General features: G+C 68.5%; 14 protein-coding genes. 8 read left to right on the forward strand and 6 right to left on the reverse strand.

The genetic code is table 11. The annotated features are described in order from the left end of the window. Window positions 1–110: 110 nt before the first annotated feature. Complete coding sequence (locus G7A98_RS10165) at window positions 111–1,037, reverse strand: lysine exporter LysO family protein (RefSeq protein ID WP_163649550.1); 927 nt, start codon at window positions 1,035–1,037, stop codon at window positions 111–113. 107 nt (window positions 1,038–1,144) lie between these two features. Then, window positions 1,145–1,843, reverse strand: a complete 699-nt coding sequence (locus tag G7A98_RS10170) for a hypothetical protein (protein WP_163649551.1) — start codon at window positions 1,841–1,843, stop codon at window positions 1,145–1,147. Between the two features lie 150 nt (window positions 1,844–1,993). Between G7A98_RS10170 and G7A98_RS10175 the strand changes: the two genes are divergently transcribed. Continuing rightward, a complete protein-coding gene (locus G7A98_RS10175; RefSeq protein ID WP_163649552.1) occupies window positions 1,994–2,554 on the forward strand; it encodes a DJ-1/PfpI family protein in 561 nt (186 codons plus the stop codon). A 72-nt stretch (window positions 2,555–2,626) separates the two neighbouring features. On the opposite strand, the gene G7A98_RS10180 is transcribed toward G7A98_RS10175, so the two are convergent. Together G7A98_RS10180 and G7A98_RS10185 are read right to left on the reverse strand one after the other, a co-directional pair. Next, entirely contained in the window at window positions 2,627–3,388 is a 762-nt protein-coding gene (locus G7A98_RS10180) for an ABC transporter permease (RefSeq protein WP_163649553.1), read from the reverse strand. After that, window positions 3,388–4,371, reverse strand: a complete 984-nt coding sequence (locus G7A98_RS10185) for an ABC transporter ATP-binding protein (protein ID WP_163649554.1) — start codon at window positions 4,369–4,371, stop codon at window positions 3,388–3,390. Before G7A98_RS10185 ends, G7A98_RS10180 begins: the two co-directional genes overlap by 1 nt. 317 nt (window positions 4,372–4,688) lie before the next feature. Here G7A98_RS10185 and G7A98_RS10190 point away from each other — a divergent pair, with 317 nt between their 5' ends. From G7A98_RS10190 to G7A98_RS10200, 3 genes are all read left to right on the forward strand, one after another. Then, window positions 4,689–5,750: an HlyD family secretion protein gene (locus G7A98_RS10190; protein ID WP_163649555.1), complete on the forward strand. Its 1,062-nt coding sequence runs from the start codon at window positions 4,689–4,691 to the stop codon at window positions 5,748–5,750. A 68-nt stretch (window positions 5,751–5,818) separates the two neighbouring features. Further along, a complete protein-coding gene (locus G7A98_RS10195; RefSeq protein ID WP_224421521.1) occupies window positions 5,819–6,859 on the forward strand; it encodes a DUF2955 domain-containing protein in 1,041 nt (346 codons plus the stop codon). Between the two features lie 40 nt (window positions 6,860–6,899). Further along, the gene (locus G7A98_RS10200) at window positions 6,900–7,181 is read left to right on the forward strand and encodes a DUF503 domain-containing protein (RefSeq protein WP_163649557.1); all 282 of its coding nucleotides are present in this window, start codon (window positions 6,900–6,902) and stop codon (window positions 7,179–7,181) included. 7 nt (window positions 7,182–7,188) lie between these two features. On the opposite strand, the gene G7A98_RS10205 is transcribed toward G7A98_RS10200, so the two are convergent. Both G7A98_RS10205 and G7A98_RS10210 read right to left on the reverse strand, forming a co-directional pair. Then, on the reverse strand, window positions 7,189–8,118 hold the full coding sequence (locus G7A98_RS10205) for a glyoxylate/hydroxypyruvate reductase A (protein ID WP_163649558.1): 930 nt from the start codon (window positions 8,116–8,118) through the stop codon (window positions 7,189–7,191). A 41-nt stretch (window positions 8,119–8,159) separates the two neighbouring features. Continuing rightward, on the reverse strand, window positions 8,160–9,566 hold the full coding sequence (locus G7A98_RS10210) for a PLP-dependent aminotransferase family protein (RefSeq protein ID WP_163649559.1): 1,407 nt from the start codon (window positions 9,564–9,566) through the stop codon (window positions 8,160–8,162). A gap of 209 nt (window positions 9,567–9,775) precedes the next feature. Between G7A98_RS10210 and doeA the strand changes: the two genes are divergently transcribed. The 4 genes from doeA (at window position 9,776) to G7A98_RS10230 (ending at window position 13,410) form a co-directional block, all read left to right on the forward strand. After that, window positions 9,776–10,975 carry an ectoine hydrolase DoeA gene (gene doeA, locus G7A98_RS10215; RefSeq protein WP_163649560.1) on the forward strand — a complete coding sequence of 400 codons (1,200 nt, stop codon included), beginning with the start codon at window positions 9,776–9,778 and terminating at the stop codon, window positions 10,973–10,975. Window positions 10,976–11,006: 31 nt separating this feature from the next. Beyond that, a complete protein-coding gene (doeB, locus tag G7A98_RS10220; RefSeq protein ID WP_163649561.1) occupies window positions 11,007–12,038 on the forward strand; it encodes a N(2)-acetyl-L-2,4-diaminobutanoate deacetylase DoeB in 1,032 nt (343 codons plus the stop codon). A gap of 61 nt (window positions 12,039–12,099) precedes the next feature. Next, window positions 12,100–12,570, forward strand: coding sequence for an Lrp/AsnC family transcriptional regulator (locus G7A98_RS10225; RefSeq protein ID WP_163649562.1), 471 nt, complete (start codon window positions 12,100–12,102; stop codon window positions 12,568–12,570). 66 nt (window positions 12,571–12,636) lie between these two features. Beyond that, window positions 12,637–13,410 (forward strand): formate dehydrogenase accessory sulfurtransferase FdhD, encoded by a 774-nt coding sequence (locus G7A98_RS10230; protein WP_240464728.1) that lies wholly within the window; start codon window positions 12,637–12,639, stop codon window positions 13,408–13,410. Window positions 13,411–13,537: the final 127 nt, after the last annotated feature.

Below are 13,537 nucleotides of genomic sequence, written 5' to 3' on the forward strand. Positions count from 1 at the left end.
GCGATGGTGACTCGGCTATCCTGCCATCTTTGCGCATCGTCGCGCAGGGTGTTGCGTGGAAATGCGCAGGCGAGGGGCAGGTATTCGTCTCCAGAGCCTGCCGGCGCGCCCTACAACGACAGCAGGAACAGGATCAGCGGCGGTGAGAGCAGCGAGAGCAGGAAGCCGCTGACCACGGCGATGGGCACGCAGGCCACGCCGCCGTGCTGCTGGATGACCGGCAGGGTGAAGTCCATGGAGGTGGCGCCGCCGTAGCCGATGGCCAGCGGGGTGGCGCGGTGAATCACCAGCGGAATCAGCAGGAAGGCCGTCAGTTCGCGGGCCAGGTCGTTGAAGAAGGCCGCGCCGCCCAGCACCGGGCCCAGCTGGTCGCCGATGAGGATGCCGGAGAGCGAATACCAGCCGAAGCCGGCCGCCATCGCCAGTCCTTCGTTCCAGTGCAGGTCGAGCAGCGGCGCGGCCAGCAGCCCGGCGGCCAGCGAACTGGCGGCGACGGTCAGGGCGATGGCCAGGCCGTGGCGGTTGAGCAGGATCTGGCGCAGCGGCATGCCGGAGTTGCGCAGCTGGCAGCCGATCAGCGCCAGCAGCGCGTAGAGAACCCATTCGGCCAGCATCTCGGCGTGCTGCGCCGTGCCCTCGACGCCCAGCCGGGCGAGTACCAGCCCGGCGAGGATGCCCGCGATCACCACGCCGGCCAGCGCCAGCGAGCCGGCCATGGCCGCCAGCTTGCTGGTCGGGGCCCCGGCGAGGCGCGGCGAGTCGCCGGCGTGCAGGACGCTGCGCCGCGACAGGGCATAGAGGGCCAGCAGGTTGACGGGGGTGATGACGGCGAACAGCGCGAGCGCCTGACCGCCCATGCGGGCCAGCTGGCCGCCGAGGTCGTCGAGGCCGGTCAGGCTCACCCCCATCAGGGCCAGGATGGCGTAGATCGAGCCATTGACCGCCCGGTTGATGGCCTGCATCACGGTTTCGCGGCGCACCGGCACCAGATACCCGAGAATCAGCGGCAGCAGGATCAGCAACAGACCGGAGAACATCGTCACTCCTCGGCAGGGTGGGGACAGGACGGGCAGCACCGCCGTGAAAGGCTCCCTACCTTAGCAAAGTGCGATGCGCGACGGTGACGACAATCGCTGATGCCCCATCAGCGGGACTGATTGGCTGCCGCCTGACGGCTCAGGTGGGCCAGCTCCAGGGTGCTCAGAACCTTGCCGTCGCGACGGTAGTCGCCGCCCAGCAGCAGCCCCGGCAGTGAAGGGGTCAGGCGCAGGCGCAGCTGGCGCTCGGGCTTGTCGGAACGCCAGGTGAGGACATTCAGGCTGGGGTAGCGATGGCCCTCGACGGTCACCTCGTTGCGGTCGAGCACCCGGTAGGCCAGCGTGACCGCGGCACCGTCGTAATCGCGATAGCGCAGGGTACAGGGGGCGGCGTCGGCGCCGTTGCAGGCTGCCGTGGCCGCCTGGCGGGCCAGTGCCACCAGGGCGGTCTGACGGTCGGGCAGCGGGGCCAGTTCGCGATCGTCGAGGCGGTAGTCCTTGCCCAGGCCGAACAGCCGATAGCCGCTGCGGTAGAACAGCGCATCGAGGCCGTCGTCGGTGACGCGAAAGCGGCCGCGCTCGTTGCCTTCGGCGATGGCGATCTGCGCGTGCATGGCGCTTTCCCACTGGCCATCGTCACGGCTCAGCCGGTGGTGGATGGTGACATCCGGCCAGCCGTCCAGATGCAGCCGGTAGGTTGCCGAAAAGGGATGAGGCTCGGCCGCGGCCAGTGCGGATACGGCAACCAGCCACAGGACCAGGCCGAGAGCCAGCCGGACCGGGCGGGTGAAAGCGCGGAGCGTCATGCATCATCTCCATCTGCAGAGCGTACCGAGAAAGAACAAAGCGTGCCGGAATAAGACCGGCATGGCCGGGGGCGCGTTCCCTGCTACCCTGTTCAGGGAAGCCGTGAGTGCCCGATCCGGAGCCGGAAACAGATCAGGAGAGATACCGACATGGCCAGGATTCTGTTGGTTGCAGGGGACTTCGTCGAGGATTACGAGATTATGGTGCCGTTCCAGGCGCTGCAGGCGATGGGGCACACGGTGCATGCCATCTGCCCCGACAAGCGCGAGGGTGACAGCGTCAGGACCGCGATCCATGACTTCGAGGGCGACCAGACCTACAGCGAGAAGCCCGGGCACGCCTTTACCCTCAACGCCACCTTTGCCGAGAGCGATCCCGCCGAGTATGACGCCCTGGTGATCCCCGGCGGCCGCGCGCCTGAGTACCTGCGCCTCGACGAGCGCGTGCTCGAGGTGGTGCGTCACTTCCGGGAGGCCGACAAGCCGGTGGCGGCGATCTGCCATGGCGCCCAGCTGCTGGCCGCGGCGGTCTCGCTGGAGGGATGCCGGGTCTCGGCCTATCCGGCCTGCGCCCCCGAGGTGCGCCTGGCCGGTGGCGACTACGCCGACATCGCCGTCGACCAGGCGGTCACCTGCGGCAAGCTGGTCACGGCGCCCGCCTGGCCGGCCCACCCGGAATGGCTCAGGCAGTTCAACGTCCTGCTGGATTGACGCCGCCCGTCAGGAGCCGTTGGTCCGGGCTATCCACATGGGTAGCCCGGTTTCTCTTCGTATCGGGGAGGCTCAGGGGCGAATCCGGTAGCCGGTGCGGAAGATCCACGCCACGATCCCCAGGCACGCCGTCAGGAACAGCAGGATCATCGCCACGCTGGCGGCCACGCTGACGTCGGCGCTGCCGAAGAAGCTCCAGCGGAAGCCGCTGACCAGGTAGACCACCGGGTTGGCCAGGGTCACCGTCTGCCACAGCGGCGGCAGCATGTCGATGGCGTAGAAGGTGCCGCCGAGGAAGGTCAGCGGCGTGATCACCAGCAGCGGTACCAGCTGCAGCTTCTCGAAGTTGTCCGCCCAGATGCCGATGATGAAGCCGAGCAGGCTGAAGGTGACCGCCGTCAGTGCCAGGAACAGGACCATCCACAGCGGATGGGCGATCGTCAGCGGCACGAACAGGCTCGCCGTGCCCAGGATCAGCAGCCCCAGGATGATCGACTTGGTGGCCGCCGCGCCGACGTAGCCGAGCACGATCTCGAAGTGCGACACCGGCGCCGAGAGCAGCTCGTAGATGGTCCCCGAGAACTTGGGGAAGAAGATCGCGAACGAGGCATTGGAGACGCTCTGGGTGAGCAGCATCAGCATGATCAGCCCGGGGACGATGAAGGCCCCGTAGCTGACGCCGTCGATCTGGGTGATGCGCGAGCCGATCGCACCGCCGAAGACCACGAAGTACAGCGAGGTGGAGAGCACCGGCGAGACGATGCTCTGCAGCAGCGTGCGCCGGGCCCGGGCCATCTCGAAACGGTAGATGGTGCGAATGGCGTACCAGTTCATCAGTGCTCCTTGACCAGGCCGACGAAGATGTCCTCCAGCGAACTCTGCCGGGTCTGCAGGTCGGTGACCTCGAGCCCGGCGGCATCCACGGCGCGCAGCAGCTCGGCAATGCCGGTGGCGTCCTGCTGGGCGTCGTAGGTGTACACCAGCTGCCGGCCCGCGTCGTCGAGGGTCAGCCCCCGTCCGGCGAGCGCCTCGGGCAGCGCGGCCAGGGGCGTGGCGAGCTGGAGCATCAGTTCCTTGCGACCCAGCTGGCGCATCAGCGCCTGCTTCTCGCGGACCAGGATGATCTCGCCGTGGCTGATCACGCCGATGCGGTCGGCCATCTCCTCGGCTTCCTCGATGTAGTGGGTGGTGAGGATGATGGTCACTCCCGATTCGCGCAGCCGGCGCACCACGTTCCACATGTCGCGCCGCAGCTCCACGTCCACGCCGGCGGTGGGCTCGTCGAGAAACAGGATACGCGGCTCGTGGGCCAGCGCCTTGGCGATGAGCACGCGCCGCTTCATGCCGCCGGAGAGGGTGATCAGCTTGTTGTTGCGCTTGTCCCACAGCGCCAGATCCCTGAGCACCCGTTCGATATGCGCGGGATCGGGGGGCTTGCCGAACAGCCCGCGGCTGAAGCTGACCGTGTTCCATACCGTCTCGAAGGCCTCCGAGGTCAGCTCCTGGGGGACCAGGCCGATGGTCGCGCGGGCGGCGCGGTAGTCGTGGACGATGTCGTGGCCGTCGGCTATCACCCGGCCGCCGGTGGGGTTGACCAGGCCGCAGATGATGCTGATCAGGGTAGTCTTGCCGGCGCCGTTGGGACCGAGCAGGGCGAAGATCTCGCCGCGCTGGATCTCGAGGTCGATCGACTTCAGGGCCTGGTAGCCCGAGGCGTAGGTCTTGTCGAGCCCGTCGATCTGGATGATCGGTGCCTCGTGCGCGGCAGGGCTCTTCACCGCGGCGGTCGGCTGGCTGGCGGTCGGCGTATCGGTCATGGCATGCATCCGCAGGATGGACTCGCCGCAAGGGCGTGTGACGGCACCTTAGCACATCACGTGGCGGCCGCGTCGGCAAGGCGCTCGCCGGCCCGGGAGGCGGGGGAAGACAGGCGGGGAGTGGATTTCATTGCTGACTATTGATTAGCATACTAATTTAATGGCAAAATAGACAGCCTGCTAATTATCGATCGGTTCGCCCACCGGCCCGTGGCCCGAGGATCGCGGCGTCGCCCCGTTGCCGGCATGGCTTGCCCGACCCTCGCGCCGGGCGAATCGATCACGCCCCTGCCTGACGTCGTCCACAAGAGAGAGCCATGACACCGGAACAACGCTTTGCCCGCTGGGTCCAGGTCGCGCTGACGGCCTTTGTCCTGCTGTTCGGCTATTTCCTGCTGGCCGATCTGCACATGCCACTGACGCCCCAGGCGCGCCTGATCCGTCAGGTGGTGAGCGTCGCTCCCCGGGTGTCAGGGCAGGTGGCGGCGGTCGAGGTGGCCAACAATCGGCATGTCGAGGCCGGCGAGGTGCTGTTTCGCATCGATCCGGCCCGCTACCGCCTGGCGGTGGAAAAGGCGACGCTGGCCCTCGAGCAGGCCCGGCGCGAGAATGCCCAGCTCGATGCGCGCATCGCCGCGGCGCGGGCTAACCTCGCCGCGGCGCGGGCCGATGCCGGGAATCTCGCGCGTGACGTCAAGCGTTACGAGGATCTGGTCAAGCGCAACCAGGTGGCCCGCCAGCGGCGCGACACGACGCTGGCCCGCTACCAGGCGGCCCGGGCCCGGGTCGAGGCCGCCCGCTCGACCCTGCATCGGCTCGAGGTGGAACGTGGCCAGTCGGGGGACGACAACCTGCGCCTGCGTCAGGCCCGTAATGCCCTGGCCCGGGCGAAGCTCGACCGGGAGTACACCCGGGTGCGTGCCGACATCGCCGGCACCGTCAGCAACCTGCAGCTCGAGGCGGGCAGCTATGCGGCGGCCGGCAGCGCGGTGCTGGCGCTGGTGGCCGACACCCCGGACCTGGTGGCCGACTTCCGCGAGAAGAGCCTGCGTTATGTCGATGTCGGCACGCCGGCCGCCGTGGTCTTCGATGGCTGGCCCGGCGAGGTGTTCAAGGGCCACGTGACCAGCCTGGACAGCGGGGTCCGCAATGGCCAGCTGCGGGCGGATGGTCAGCTGGCCGACCCGACCGAATCGGATCGCTGGGTGCGCAATGCCCAGCGCATGCGCCTCCATGTCGCCCTCGACGAGGCGCCGCCGGGCGTGTCGCCGACGGGCGCGCTGGCCACGGTGCAGCTCTACCCGAGCGACAATTCGTTGCTGGATGCCCTGGGGCGCCTGCAGATCGATCTGATCAGCCTGCTGCACTACATCTATTGAGGCGCGCGATGCTCCGGTTCGTGAACGGTCGAGGGAGGCCGAGCAACGGGAAGCGGCGGCCAGGGCCGGTGCATCCCCTCAAGGAACTCGACACCAATGACGTTCGCCAGTGCCTGCGCGTCGCCTTCGGCAGCACCCTGGGCTTCGTCGTCTCCAGCCTGTTCGACTGGCACTACGGGGTCTTCTTCACCGTCTATCCCATGCTGCTGCTGGCCCTGGTGCCGACGCTCAACGGCCACGTGATTCGCCAGTTCCTGGGCAGTGCGCTGATCAACACCGTGGAGGTGGCGCTGATCGCCGGGCTGTTCGGCCACCTGCCGGTGATCATGACGGGGCTGGCCTTCATCCTGTTCGCCGGGCGTTTCCGTCTGATGAGCGGCGGGCCGCTGTTCCTGTTCGGCGCCCAGGGCGTGGTCAGCCTGAGCGTGATGTTCCACTTCGCCAGTTATCCTGCCACCAACCTGCACGACCTGCTGGCCAGCAACCTGATCGCCAGCAGCCTGACGCTCGCCCTGGCCGCGGTGGCCTACGTGCTGATCCCCGATGCCGAACCGCGGGGGCGGCCGCCGCGGCGCGATAAGTCCCTGGCGCGCCAGCGTCACGAGACCCTGCTCGGCGCCAGCGTGGCGACGCTGTCGTTCGTGGTCTTCCAGGTCTTCGACCTGCGCGACTCGCTGTCCGCCCAGGTGGCGACCATCCTGATCCTGTTCCCGCTGACCTTCCGGGGCGCGGTGGTGGCGGCCCGGCATCGCGCGACCGGGGTGCTGCTGGGCTGCAGCTACGGCCTGCTGGTGCAGCTGGTCCTCTACAACCACTCCGGCAACCTGTGGCTGGTCGTGCTGCCGCTGTGGATCGGCGTGATGCTGTTCGCCCGCGAGCACCTCAAGGAGGGAGTGGGTTCGGGGGCGGGCTTCGGCGGCATGACCACGGTGGGCATCCTGTTCGGCCAGTACCTGTCTCCCGGCCAGGACCTGGTCTACAGTGCCCTCTATCGCGTCAGCTCGATCTGCGTGGGCATGCTCGCGGCCCTGCTGGCGGCCTATCTGGTCCACCGGCTGCTCAATCGCTTCGCGGCGACGCGGCTGATCTACGAGGATGTCGTGCACTGATCGCGGGCGGACCCGGGGATGCCCGATACACGGAGGCGTCATGCACATCGTCGTGATGACCGTCGAGATGTCGTTGCCGGGCTGTCGCTCACTCAAGGAAAAGCGCCAGCGCATGGGCGGCCTGCACGAGCGTTTCGGGCGCAACCCCGCGGTGGCGGTGTGTGAAAGCGGCGCCCTCGATCGCCTGGAGACGAGCGAATGGACCTTCGTGGTGGCCGGTATCGACGGCCGCCGGGTGGAGGCACTGTGTCAGGAGATCGAGGACAAGCTCCAGCGCACGGTGGATGGCCGTGTGCTGGAGGTGACCCGGGAGCCATTGTAGGGCGCCTTCAATAGCCGGCCCGGGGATCGATGGTCTCGACGTCCTCGCCGTTGTCCAGCGCGCGGATCAGCTCGGCGACCTGGTCGGCGGCGTCGCGTACCGGGGTCGGCGCGGCCATGTGCGGGGTGATGCGCACGCGCGGGTGGGCCCACAGCGGATTGTCGCGGGGCAGGGGCTCCTCGGTGAAGGCGTCGAGCAGGGCACCGCGCAGATGGCCCTCCTGCTCGCCGGGGCCGAGGGCATCGAGCAGCGCCGCCGTGTCGATCAGGCTGCCGCGCCCGGGATTGATCAGCGTCGCGCCCTCGGGCAGCCGCGACAGCGTCTTCGCGTCGATGAGGCCACGGGTGCTGTCGGTGTCGGGCAGCAGGGTGACCAGGGTGCGCACGCGGCCCAGCAGCTCGGGCAGGCCGGCCTCGCCGTGGTGGCAGGTCACGCCGTCGAGCGACCTGGCCGAGCGGCTCCAGCCGTGCACCGGAAAGCCGTCGTCGGCCAGCACCCGGGCAACGTGGGCGCCGATCGCGCCCAGGCCCAGCACGCCCACCGGCCAGTCGGCCTTGTCGGTCAGCGGCTGTTCATGCCAGGTGGCGTGGCCCTGCTGGGCGAAGTAGCGGTCGAAGTCGCGCTGGAAATAGACCACCCCGAAGCGCACATAGTCGGCCATCAGCGGTGCCATGCCGGCATCGCGCAGCTTGACGACGGGCACGTCGCGGGGCAGGCCCGGGTTGGCGAGCAGCGCATCGACACCGGCGCCCAGGTTGATGATGCCCTTGAGGCGCGTCTGGCCCTCGAACAGCGAGGCGGGCGGCTTCCACACCGCCAGGTAGTCGGCGGGGGCGTCGCCGGGGTCGTCGCTGGTGACGATCTCGGCGTCGGGCAGGCGGCGGGCCAGCGCCTCGCGCCAGGTGTCGGCCTCGTCGATGTGAACCAGTACGCGCATTCTCTGTTCTCTCCTTGCCGTGTCCGCCGGTGTCCGGCAACTCAGTAGACGATCTCCAGCATGGGCGGCGGCGCCTCGTTGAGCAAGCGGGCGACCAGCTCCAGGCCGCGGTCGAGGCGCTCCGGGTCGGGCTCGGCGCCCAGGCTCAGGCGCACACGCCGCGGGGCGGGGGTCTGTTCGACCATGAACGGCTGCGAGGCGGTGATCGCCACGCCTTCCTGCTCGGCCTGCTGGCGCAGCTCCTCCGCCCGCCAGGCATCGGGCAGGGTCAGCCAGACGTGCAGGCTTGATGCGCGCGAGGCGAAGACGTGACCGTCGAGCCGCCGTGCCGCGAGCTGCTGGCGCTCGGCGAGCAGCTCGCGCTGCTCGCCGGCCAGTGCCTCGACGGTGCCGTCGGCCAGCCAGGCATCGGCGATCTCGAGAATCAGCGGGGTGGCCATCCAGGTGGTGGCGCGCAGGCGGGGCAGGGCGTGATGCAGCTGGCCCCGGGGCACCGTGAGATAGCCGGCGCGCAGCCCCGGCACGGTGGCCTTGGTGAGGCTGGTGACATGAAAGCTCTGGCGCGGCAGCCGGGCCGTCAGCGGTGTCAGGCCCGGCGACTCGAGAAGGGCGTGGACGTCATCCTCGATCAACCACACGCCGTGACGGCTCAGCACCTCGGCGATGGCGTCGCGGCGCGCTTCGCTCAGGGTCGCGCCGGTGGGGTTGAGCTGAGTCGGCGTCAGGCACACGGCCCGCGGGCGGAAGCGACGGCAGGCGGTATCGAGGGCGTCGGGCATCACGCCCTCGTCGTCGATGGCGACCCCGCGCAGCTGAAAGCCCAGGGTCCGCGACAGGGCGATCAGGCCGTGGTCGGTCAGGGCCTCGGTCAGCACCAGGTCGCCATGCTGGACCACGGTGGCGATGGCCAGCATCAGCCCGTGGGAGGCGCCGTTGCAGAGAATGCGTTCCTCCACGTCGCCGGGCACGCCCAGCCGGTCGCGCAGCCAGTACCCGGCGCGCTCGCGCTGGTAGGACAGCCCGGCGATCGGTCGGCTGGCGGAGATCACCTCCGGCGAGGCCTGTTCGGCGAGGGCGGCGAGCGTCTCGCGAAAGCGCAGGTGGTGAGTCGGCGGGCAGACCGGGTGGGCGATCGACAGGTCGATCAGCGCGGATTCGGTGCGCGGCTCGCCGGTGCGCAGGTATTCCGCCTCGCGATTGTCGTCGAGGGTGTTGATCCAGGTGCCGCTGCCCACCCGGGCCTGGACCAGCCCCATCTTCTCGGCCTGGGCATAGGCGCGCGAGACGGTCTGGACGCTGACGCCCAGGGCATCGGCCAGCTGCCGGTGCGGGGGCAGCCGCGTGCCGGGGGTCAGCTCGCCCTGGCGGATCGCCTCGGACAGCGCCCGGGCGATGGCCAGGTACTTCGGACCCTGTGATGACAGGTAGGGCGTCAGATCAATTGTCATGATTCAATAAAGCCTTTGACGGCTGGCTCTACGTTGGTGCTAGTATCAGCGGCAGGACATTGGCAGGTAATTGTCATGATTTCAAGGTCCCGTTGTCATGACAATGTGGGTTGCCAAACAGCTGTTTCAGCGTCCCCTTGACGGCCCGACACCCCCGTACTCCCGCCGGAGGGTCGGTTCTGGCGATTTCGTGTTTTGGAACGAGGCACATGATCCAGGTTTCCCTGCCTTTCACCCGTGAGGAATATGCCCAGCGCCTCTGGAAGGTGCGTCAGTCGATGGCCAGCCGCGGCATCGACGTGATGATCATCAGCGACCCCTCCAACATGGCCTGGTTGACCGGCTACGACGGCTGGTCGTTCTACGTGCATCAGTGCGTGCTGCTCGGACTCGAGGGCGAGCCGGTGTGGTACGGGCGACGGCAGGACAGCAACGGGGCGCTGCGTACCTGCTGGATGGACCCCGAGAACATCACCTACTATCCGGATTACTACGTCCAGAATCCGGACATGCACCCGATGGAGTACCTGGCCCAGTCGATCATGCCCGATCGCGGCTGGCACGAAGGCGCCGTCGGCGTGGAGATGGACAACTACTACTTCTCCGCCAAGGCCTACGCCAGCCTGACCCGTGAATTGCCGCACGCCCGCTTCCAGGACGCCAATTCGCTGGTCAACTGGTGCCGGGCGATCAAGTCGTCCCAGGAAATCGAGTACATGCGCGTCGCGGCGCGCATCGTCGAGGGCATGCATTCGCGGATCCTCGAGATGATCGAGCCGGGGCTGGCCAAGAGCAAGCTGGTCTCGGAGATCTACCGCGTGGGCATCGAGGGCTGGACCGATGCCGACGGCAAGGTGTACGGCGGCGACTATCCGGCGATCGTGCCGCTGCTGCCGACCGGCTCCGATGCCGCGGCACCGCACCTCACCTGGGACGACACGCCGTTCCGCGAGGGCGAGGGGACCTTCTTCGAGATCGCCGGCTGCTTCAAGCGCTATCATGCGCCGTTGTCGCGTACCGTGTTCCTCGGCAAGCCGCCCAAGGAGTTCGTGCGCGGCGAGTCGGCCCTGCTCGAGGGCATCGAGAACGGCCTGGCCGTGGCGAAGCCGGGCAATCGCTGCGCCGACATCGCCATGGCGCTGGGCGCCGCGATGGACAAGTACGGCTTCGACCGCGGCGGCGCGCGCTGCGGCTATCCGATCGGCATCAGCTATCCGCCGGACTGGGGCGAGCGGACCATGAGCCTGCGTCCCTCCGACGAGACGATTCTCCAACCGGGCATGACCTTCCACTTCATGCCCGGCATGTGGATGGACGACTGGGGCCTCGAGATCACCGAAAGCATCCTGATCACCGAAAACGGCGCCGAACCGCTGGCCAACTTCCCGCGCCAGCTGTTCGTCAAGTAAGTCCGCTGTTCGTCAAGCAAGGAGTGGCATCATGACCCAGCGAGCCCGCGACCTGCGGCCGAGTCCGATCTCCGCGACCGTCGACTTCGAGGCCGACGGTGTCCAGCATGGTTTTCTCAAGCTGCCGATCTCCAACGACGAGTCGGCCTGGGGCGCGGTGATGATCCCGATCACCGTGGTCGCCAACGGCGAGGGCCCCACGGCGCTGCTCACCGGGGGCAATCACGGCGACGAGTACGAGGGCATCACCGCGCTGATGAAGCTGGCCGGCACGCTCAGGGCCGAGGACGTGCACGGCCGGGTGATCATCGTGCCGATGATGAACGTGCCGGCGGCTCAGGCCGGTCGCCGGACCTCGCCGATGGACGGCGGCAACCTCAACCGCAGCTTCCCCGGCAACCCGGACGGCAGTGTCACCGAGCAGATCGCCGACTACTTCACGCGCTATCTGGTGCCGATGATCGATGTGGCGCTGGATCTGCACTCCGGCGGCCGAACCCTGGACATCGTGCCGTTCGCCGCCTCGCACCATCTGGAGGACAAGGACCAGCAGCGCCAGGCGCTGGCCGGTGCCAAGGCCTTCGGTGCCCCCACGGCGATGATGATGTTCGAGCTGGATGCCGCCAAGCTGTACGACACGGCGGTGGAAAGCCAGGGCAAGATCTTCGTCGCCACCGAGCTCGGCGGCGGCGGCACCACCACGCCGGAGCGCATGGCGATCACCGAGCGCGGCGTGCGCAACTTCCTGATCCACTATGGCCTGGTCGACGGCGAGCTGGAAACGCCTGCCGAGCCGCAGGTCTACGTCGACATGCCCGATGCCTCCTGCTACGTGCAGAGCGAGCACACCGGGCTGCTCGAGCTCACCGTGAGCCTGGGCGACCGGGTGGAGACGGGACAGGTCATCGCCCGCGTCTACGACATGACCCGTACCGGCGCCGAGCCCGTGACCTATCGCGCCGAGCGCGACGGCCTGCTGGTGGCCCGGCGCTTCCCGGCGCAGGTCAACATGGGCGACACCATCGCGGTGATCGCCGAGGTGGTGGACTCTCTCGACGGCTGAACCCAGCCCAGGCAAGCGTCCCGGCCGCCGATGGCGGCGGCCGGCCCGACAGTGGACCGGCATGAAGCTCGACCGATACGACCTCAAGATCCTCGACATCCTGGCCAGGGACGGCCGCATCACCAAGTCGCGCCTGGCCGAAGCGATCAATCTGTCGGTCAGCCCCTGCTGGGAGCGGGTGCGCCGGCTCGAGAAGGCCGGTGTCATCGAGGGCTACTCGGCACGCATCAACCCGCGCGTGCTCCTCAGGCGCACCCCGGTGTGGGTGCAGATCGAGCTCAAGGCCCACAATGCCGAGAGCTTCCAGCGCTTCGAGAAGGCCATGCGCGAGGAGCCGCTGGTCACCGAGTGCGTCGCGGTGGGCGGCGGCGTCGACTACCTGGTCAAGGTGGAGGCGGACACCGTCGACGCCTACCAGCGCCTGATCGACCACTGGCTGATGTCCGATCTGGGCATCGAGCGCTACTTCACCTATATCGTCACCAAGACCGTCAAGGATGAAGCGCCGCCCCTCACCATCGATGCCGACTGAGTTCGTGGCGCCGCGATCGACCGGCGGCGACTTGGCGTCGCTCGCCGGGGTGATTACGCTATGCCCATGAACATGCCGCCTGCCTCCCCGGCGCCGGTCGAGGAGTACACCGACCGGCGCGATCGACCGTTGCGCGATCTCGACGGCCCCCGTGAAATGCCCATCACCCTGGCGCTCAACGACGAGGCGGTGGCCACGCTGCTGGCCACCCCCGAGTCGCTCGAGCCGCTGGCGATCGGCCACGCCTTTACCGCCGGCTGGATCACCCGTCGCGATCAGGTCGCGGACATCACGGTCTCGCGGCTGCGCCATGGCCTGCGGGTGCGCCTGGGGGTCCCGGCGCGGCTGGCGCGACAGGCGGCACGGCGCGCCCCGCGCGAGGCCTCGGTCTCCAGCTGCGGTGCCTGCGGTGCCCTCGAGGAGGCCGAGGTGATGGCCGGGCTGACCCGTCTGCCGCCGCACCCGGTACTCTCCGGCGAGGCCCTGCGCCAGGGTCTGGCGGCGCTCGAGGCACGGCATTGCCGGGGCCAGCACACCGCCCTGGGGCTGGATGCCCGGGGCGAGGTCATGACGCAGGGGCAGGATATCGGCCGCCACAACGCCCTCGATCGGGTGATCGGCGAGAGCCTGCTGAACGGCACCCCGCCCGAGGCGGTGCTGGTGTCCAGCCGCTGCAGCCTGGAGCTGGTGCAGAAGACCGTGCGCGCGCACATTCCCACCCTGGCCACGCTGTCGCTGCCGTCTGCCCTGGCGGTCGAGGTGGCGCGGGCCTGTGAGCTCAACCTGGTGTGTTGCCACCGGGGACGGAGCCTGGAGCTGTTCAGCGGCCGGCTTTCCTGAGCCGGCGAGAAAAAACCTCAACTCTTCCCCACATCTCCAAAAAAATACCGCCTTTCCCCCCTGGCTAACAGAAACACGTCGAGCGCCGCCTCCCTTACTCTGGGCAGCAAGCGGGTAGCAATACCCG

The sequence above is a fragment of the Modicisalibacter sp. 'Wilcox' genome (assembly GCF_010993675.1).
GTDB lineage: Bacteria > Pseudomonadota > Gammaproteobacteria > Pseudomonadales > Halomonadaceae > Modicisalibacter > Modicisalibacter tunisiensis.

What these genes read in the sequence shown, in the direction of transcription:
- doeA (WP_163649560.1), top strand. Translation starts at nt 9,776, where the DNA reads ATGATCCAGGTTTCCCTGCCTTTCACCCGTGAGGAATATGCCCAGCGC.
- G7A98_RS10180 (WP_163649553.1), bottom strand. Translation starts at nt 3,388, where the DNA reads ATGAACTGGTACGCCATTCGCACCATCTACCGTTTCGAGATGGCCCGG.
- G7A98_RS10200 (WP_163649557.1), top strand. Translation starts at nt 6,900, where the DNA reads ATGCACATCGTCGTGATGACCGTCGAGATGTCGTTGCCGGGCTGTCGC.
- G7A98_RS10190 (WP_163649555.1), top strand. Translation starts at nt 4,689, where the DNA reads ATGACACCGGAACAACGCTTTGCCCGCTGGGTCCAGGTCGCGCTGACG.
- G7A98_RS10175 (WP_163649552.1), top strand. Translation starts at nt 1,994, where the DNA reads ATGGCCAGGATTCTGTTGGTTGCAGGGGACTTCGTCGAGGATTACGAG.
- G7A98_RS10165 (WP_163649550.1), bottom strand. Translation starts at nt 1,037, where the DNA reads ATGTTCTCCGGTCTGTTGCTGATCCTGCTGCCGCTGATTCTCGGGTAT.
- G7A98_RS10170 (WP_163649551.1), bottom strand. Translation starts at nt 1,843, where the DNA reads ATGACGCTCCGCGCTTTCACCCGCCCGGTCCGGCTGGCTCTCGGCCTG.
- G7A98_RS10210 (WP_163649559.1), bottom strand. Translation starts at nt 9,566, where the DNA reads ATGACAATTGATCTGACGCCCTACCTGTCATCACAGGGTCCGAAGTAC.
- G7A98_RS10225 (WP_163649562.1), top strand. Translation starts at nt 12,100, where the DNA reads ATGAAGCTCGACCGATACGACCTCAAGATCCTCGACATCCTGGCCAGG.
- doeB (WP_163649561.1), top strand. Translation starts at nt 11,007, where the DNA reads ATGACCCAGCGAGCCCGCGACCTGCGGCCGAGTCCGATCTCCGCGACC.
- G7A98_RS10230 (WP_240464728.1), top strand. Translation starts at nt 12,637, where the DNA reads ATGAACATGCCGCCTGCCTCCCCGGCGCCGGTCGAGGAGTACACCGAC.
- G7A98_RS10205 (WP_163649558.1), bottom strand. Translation starts at nt 8,118, where the DNA reads ATGCGCGTACTGGTTCACATCGACGAGGCCGACACCTGGCGCGAGGCG.
- G7A98_RS10185 (WP_163649554.1), bottom strand. Translation starts at nt 4,371, where the DNA reads ATGACCGATACGCCGACCGCCAGCCAGCCGACCGCCGCGGTGAAGAGC.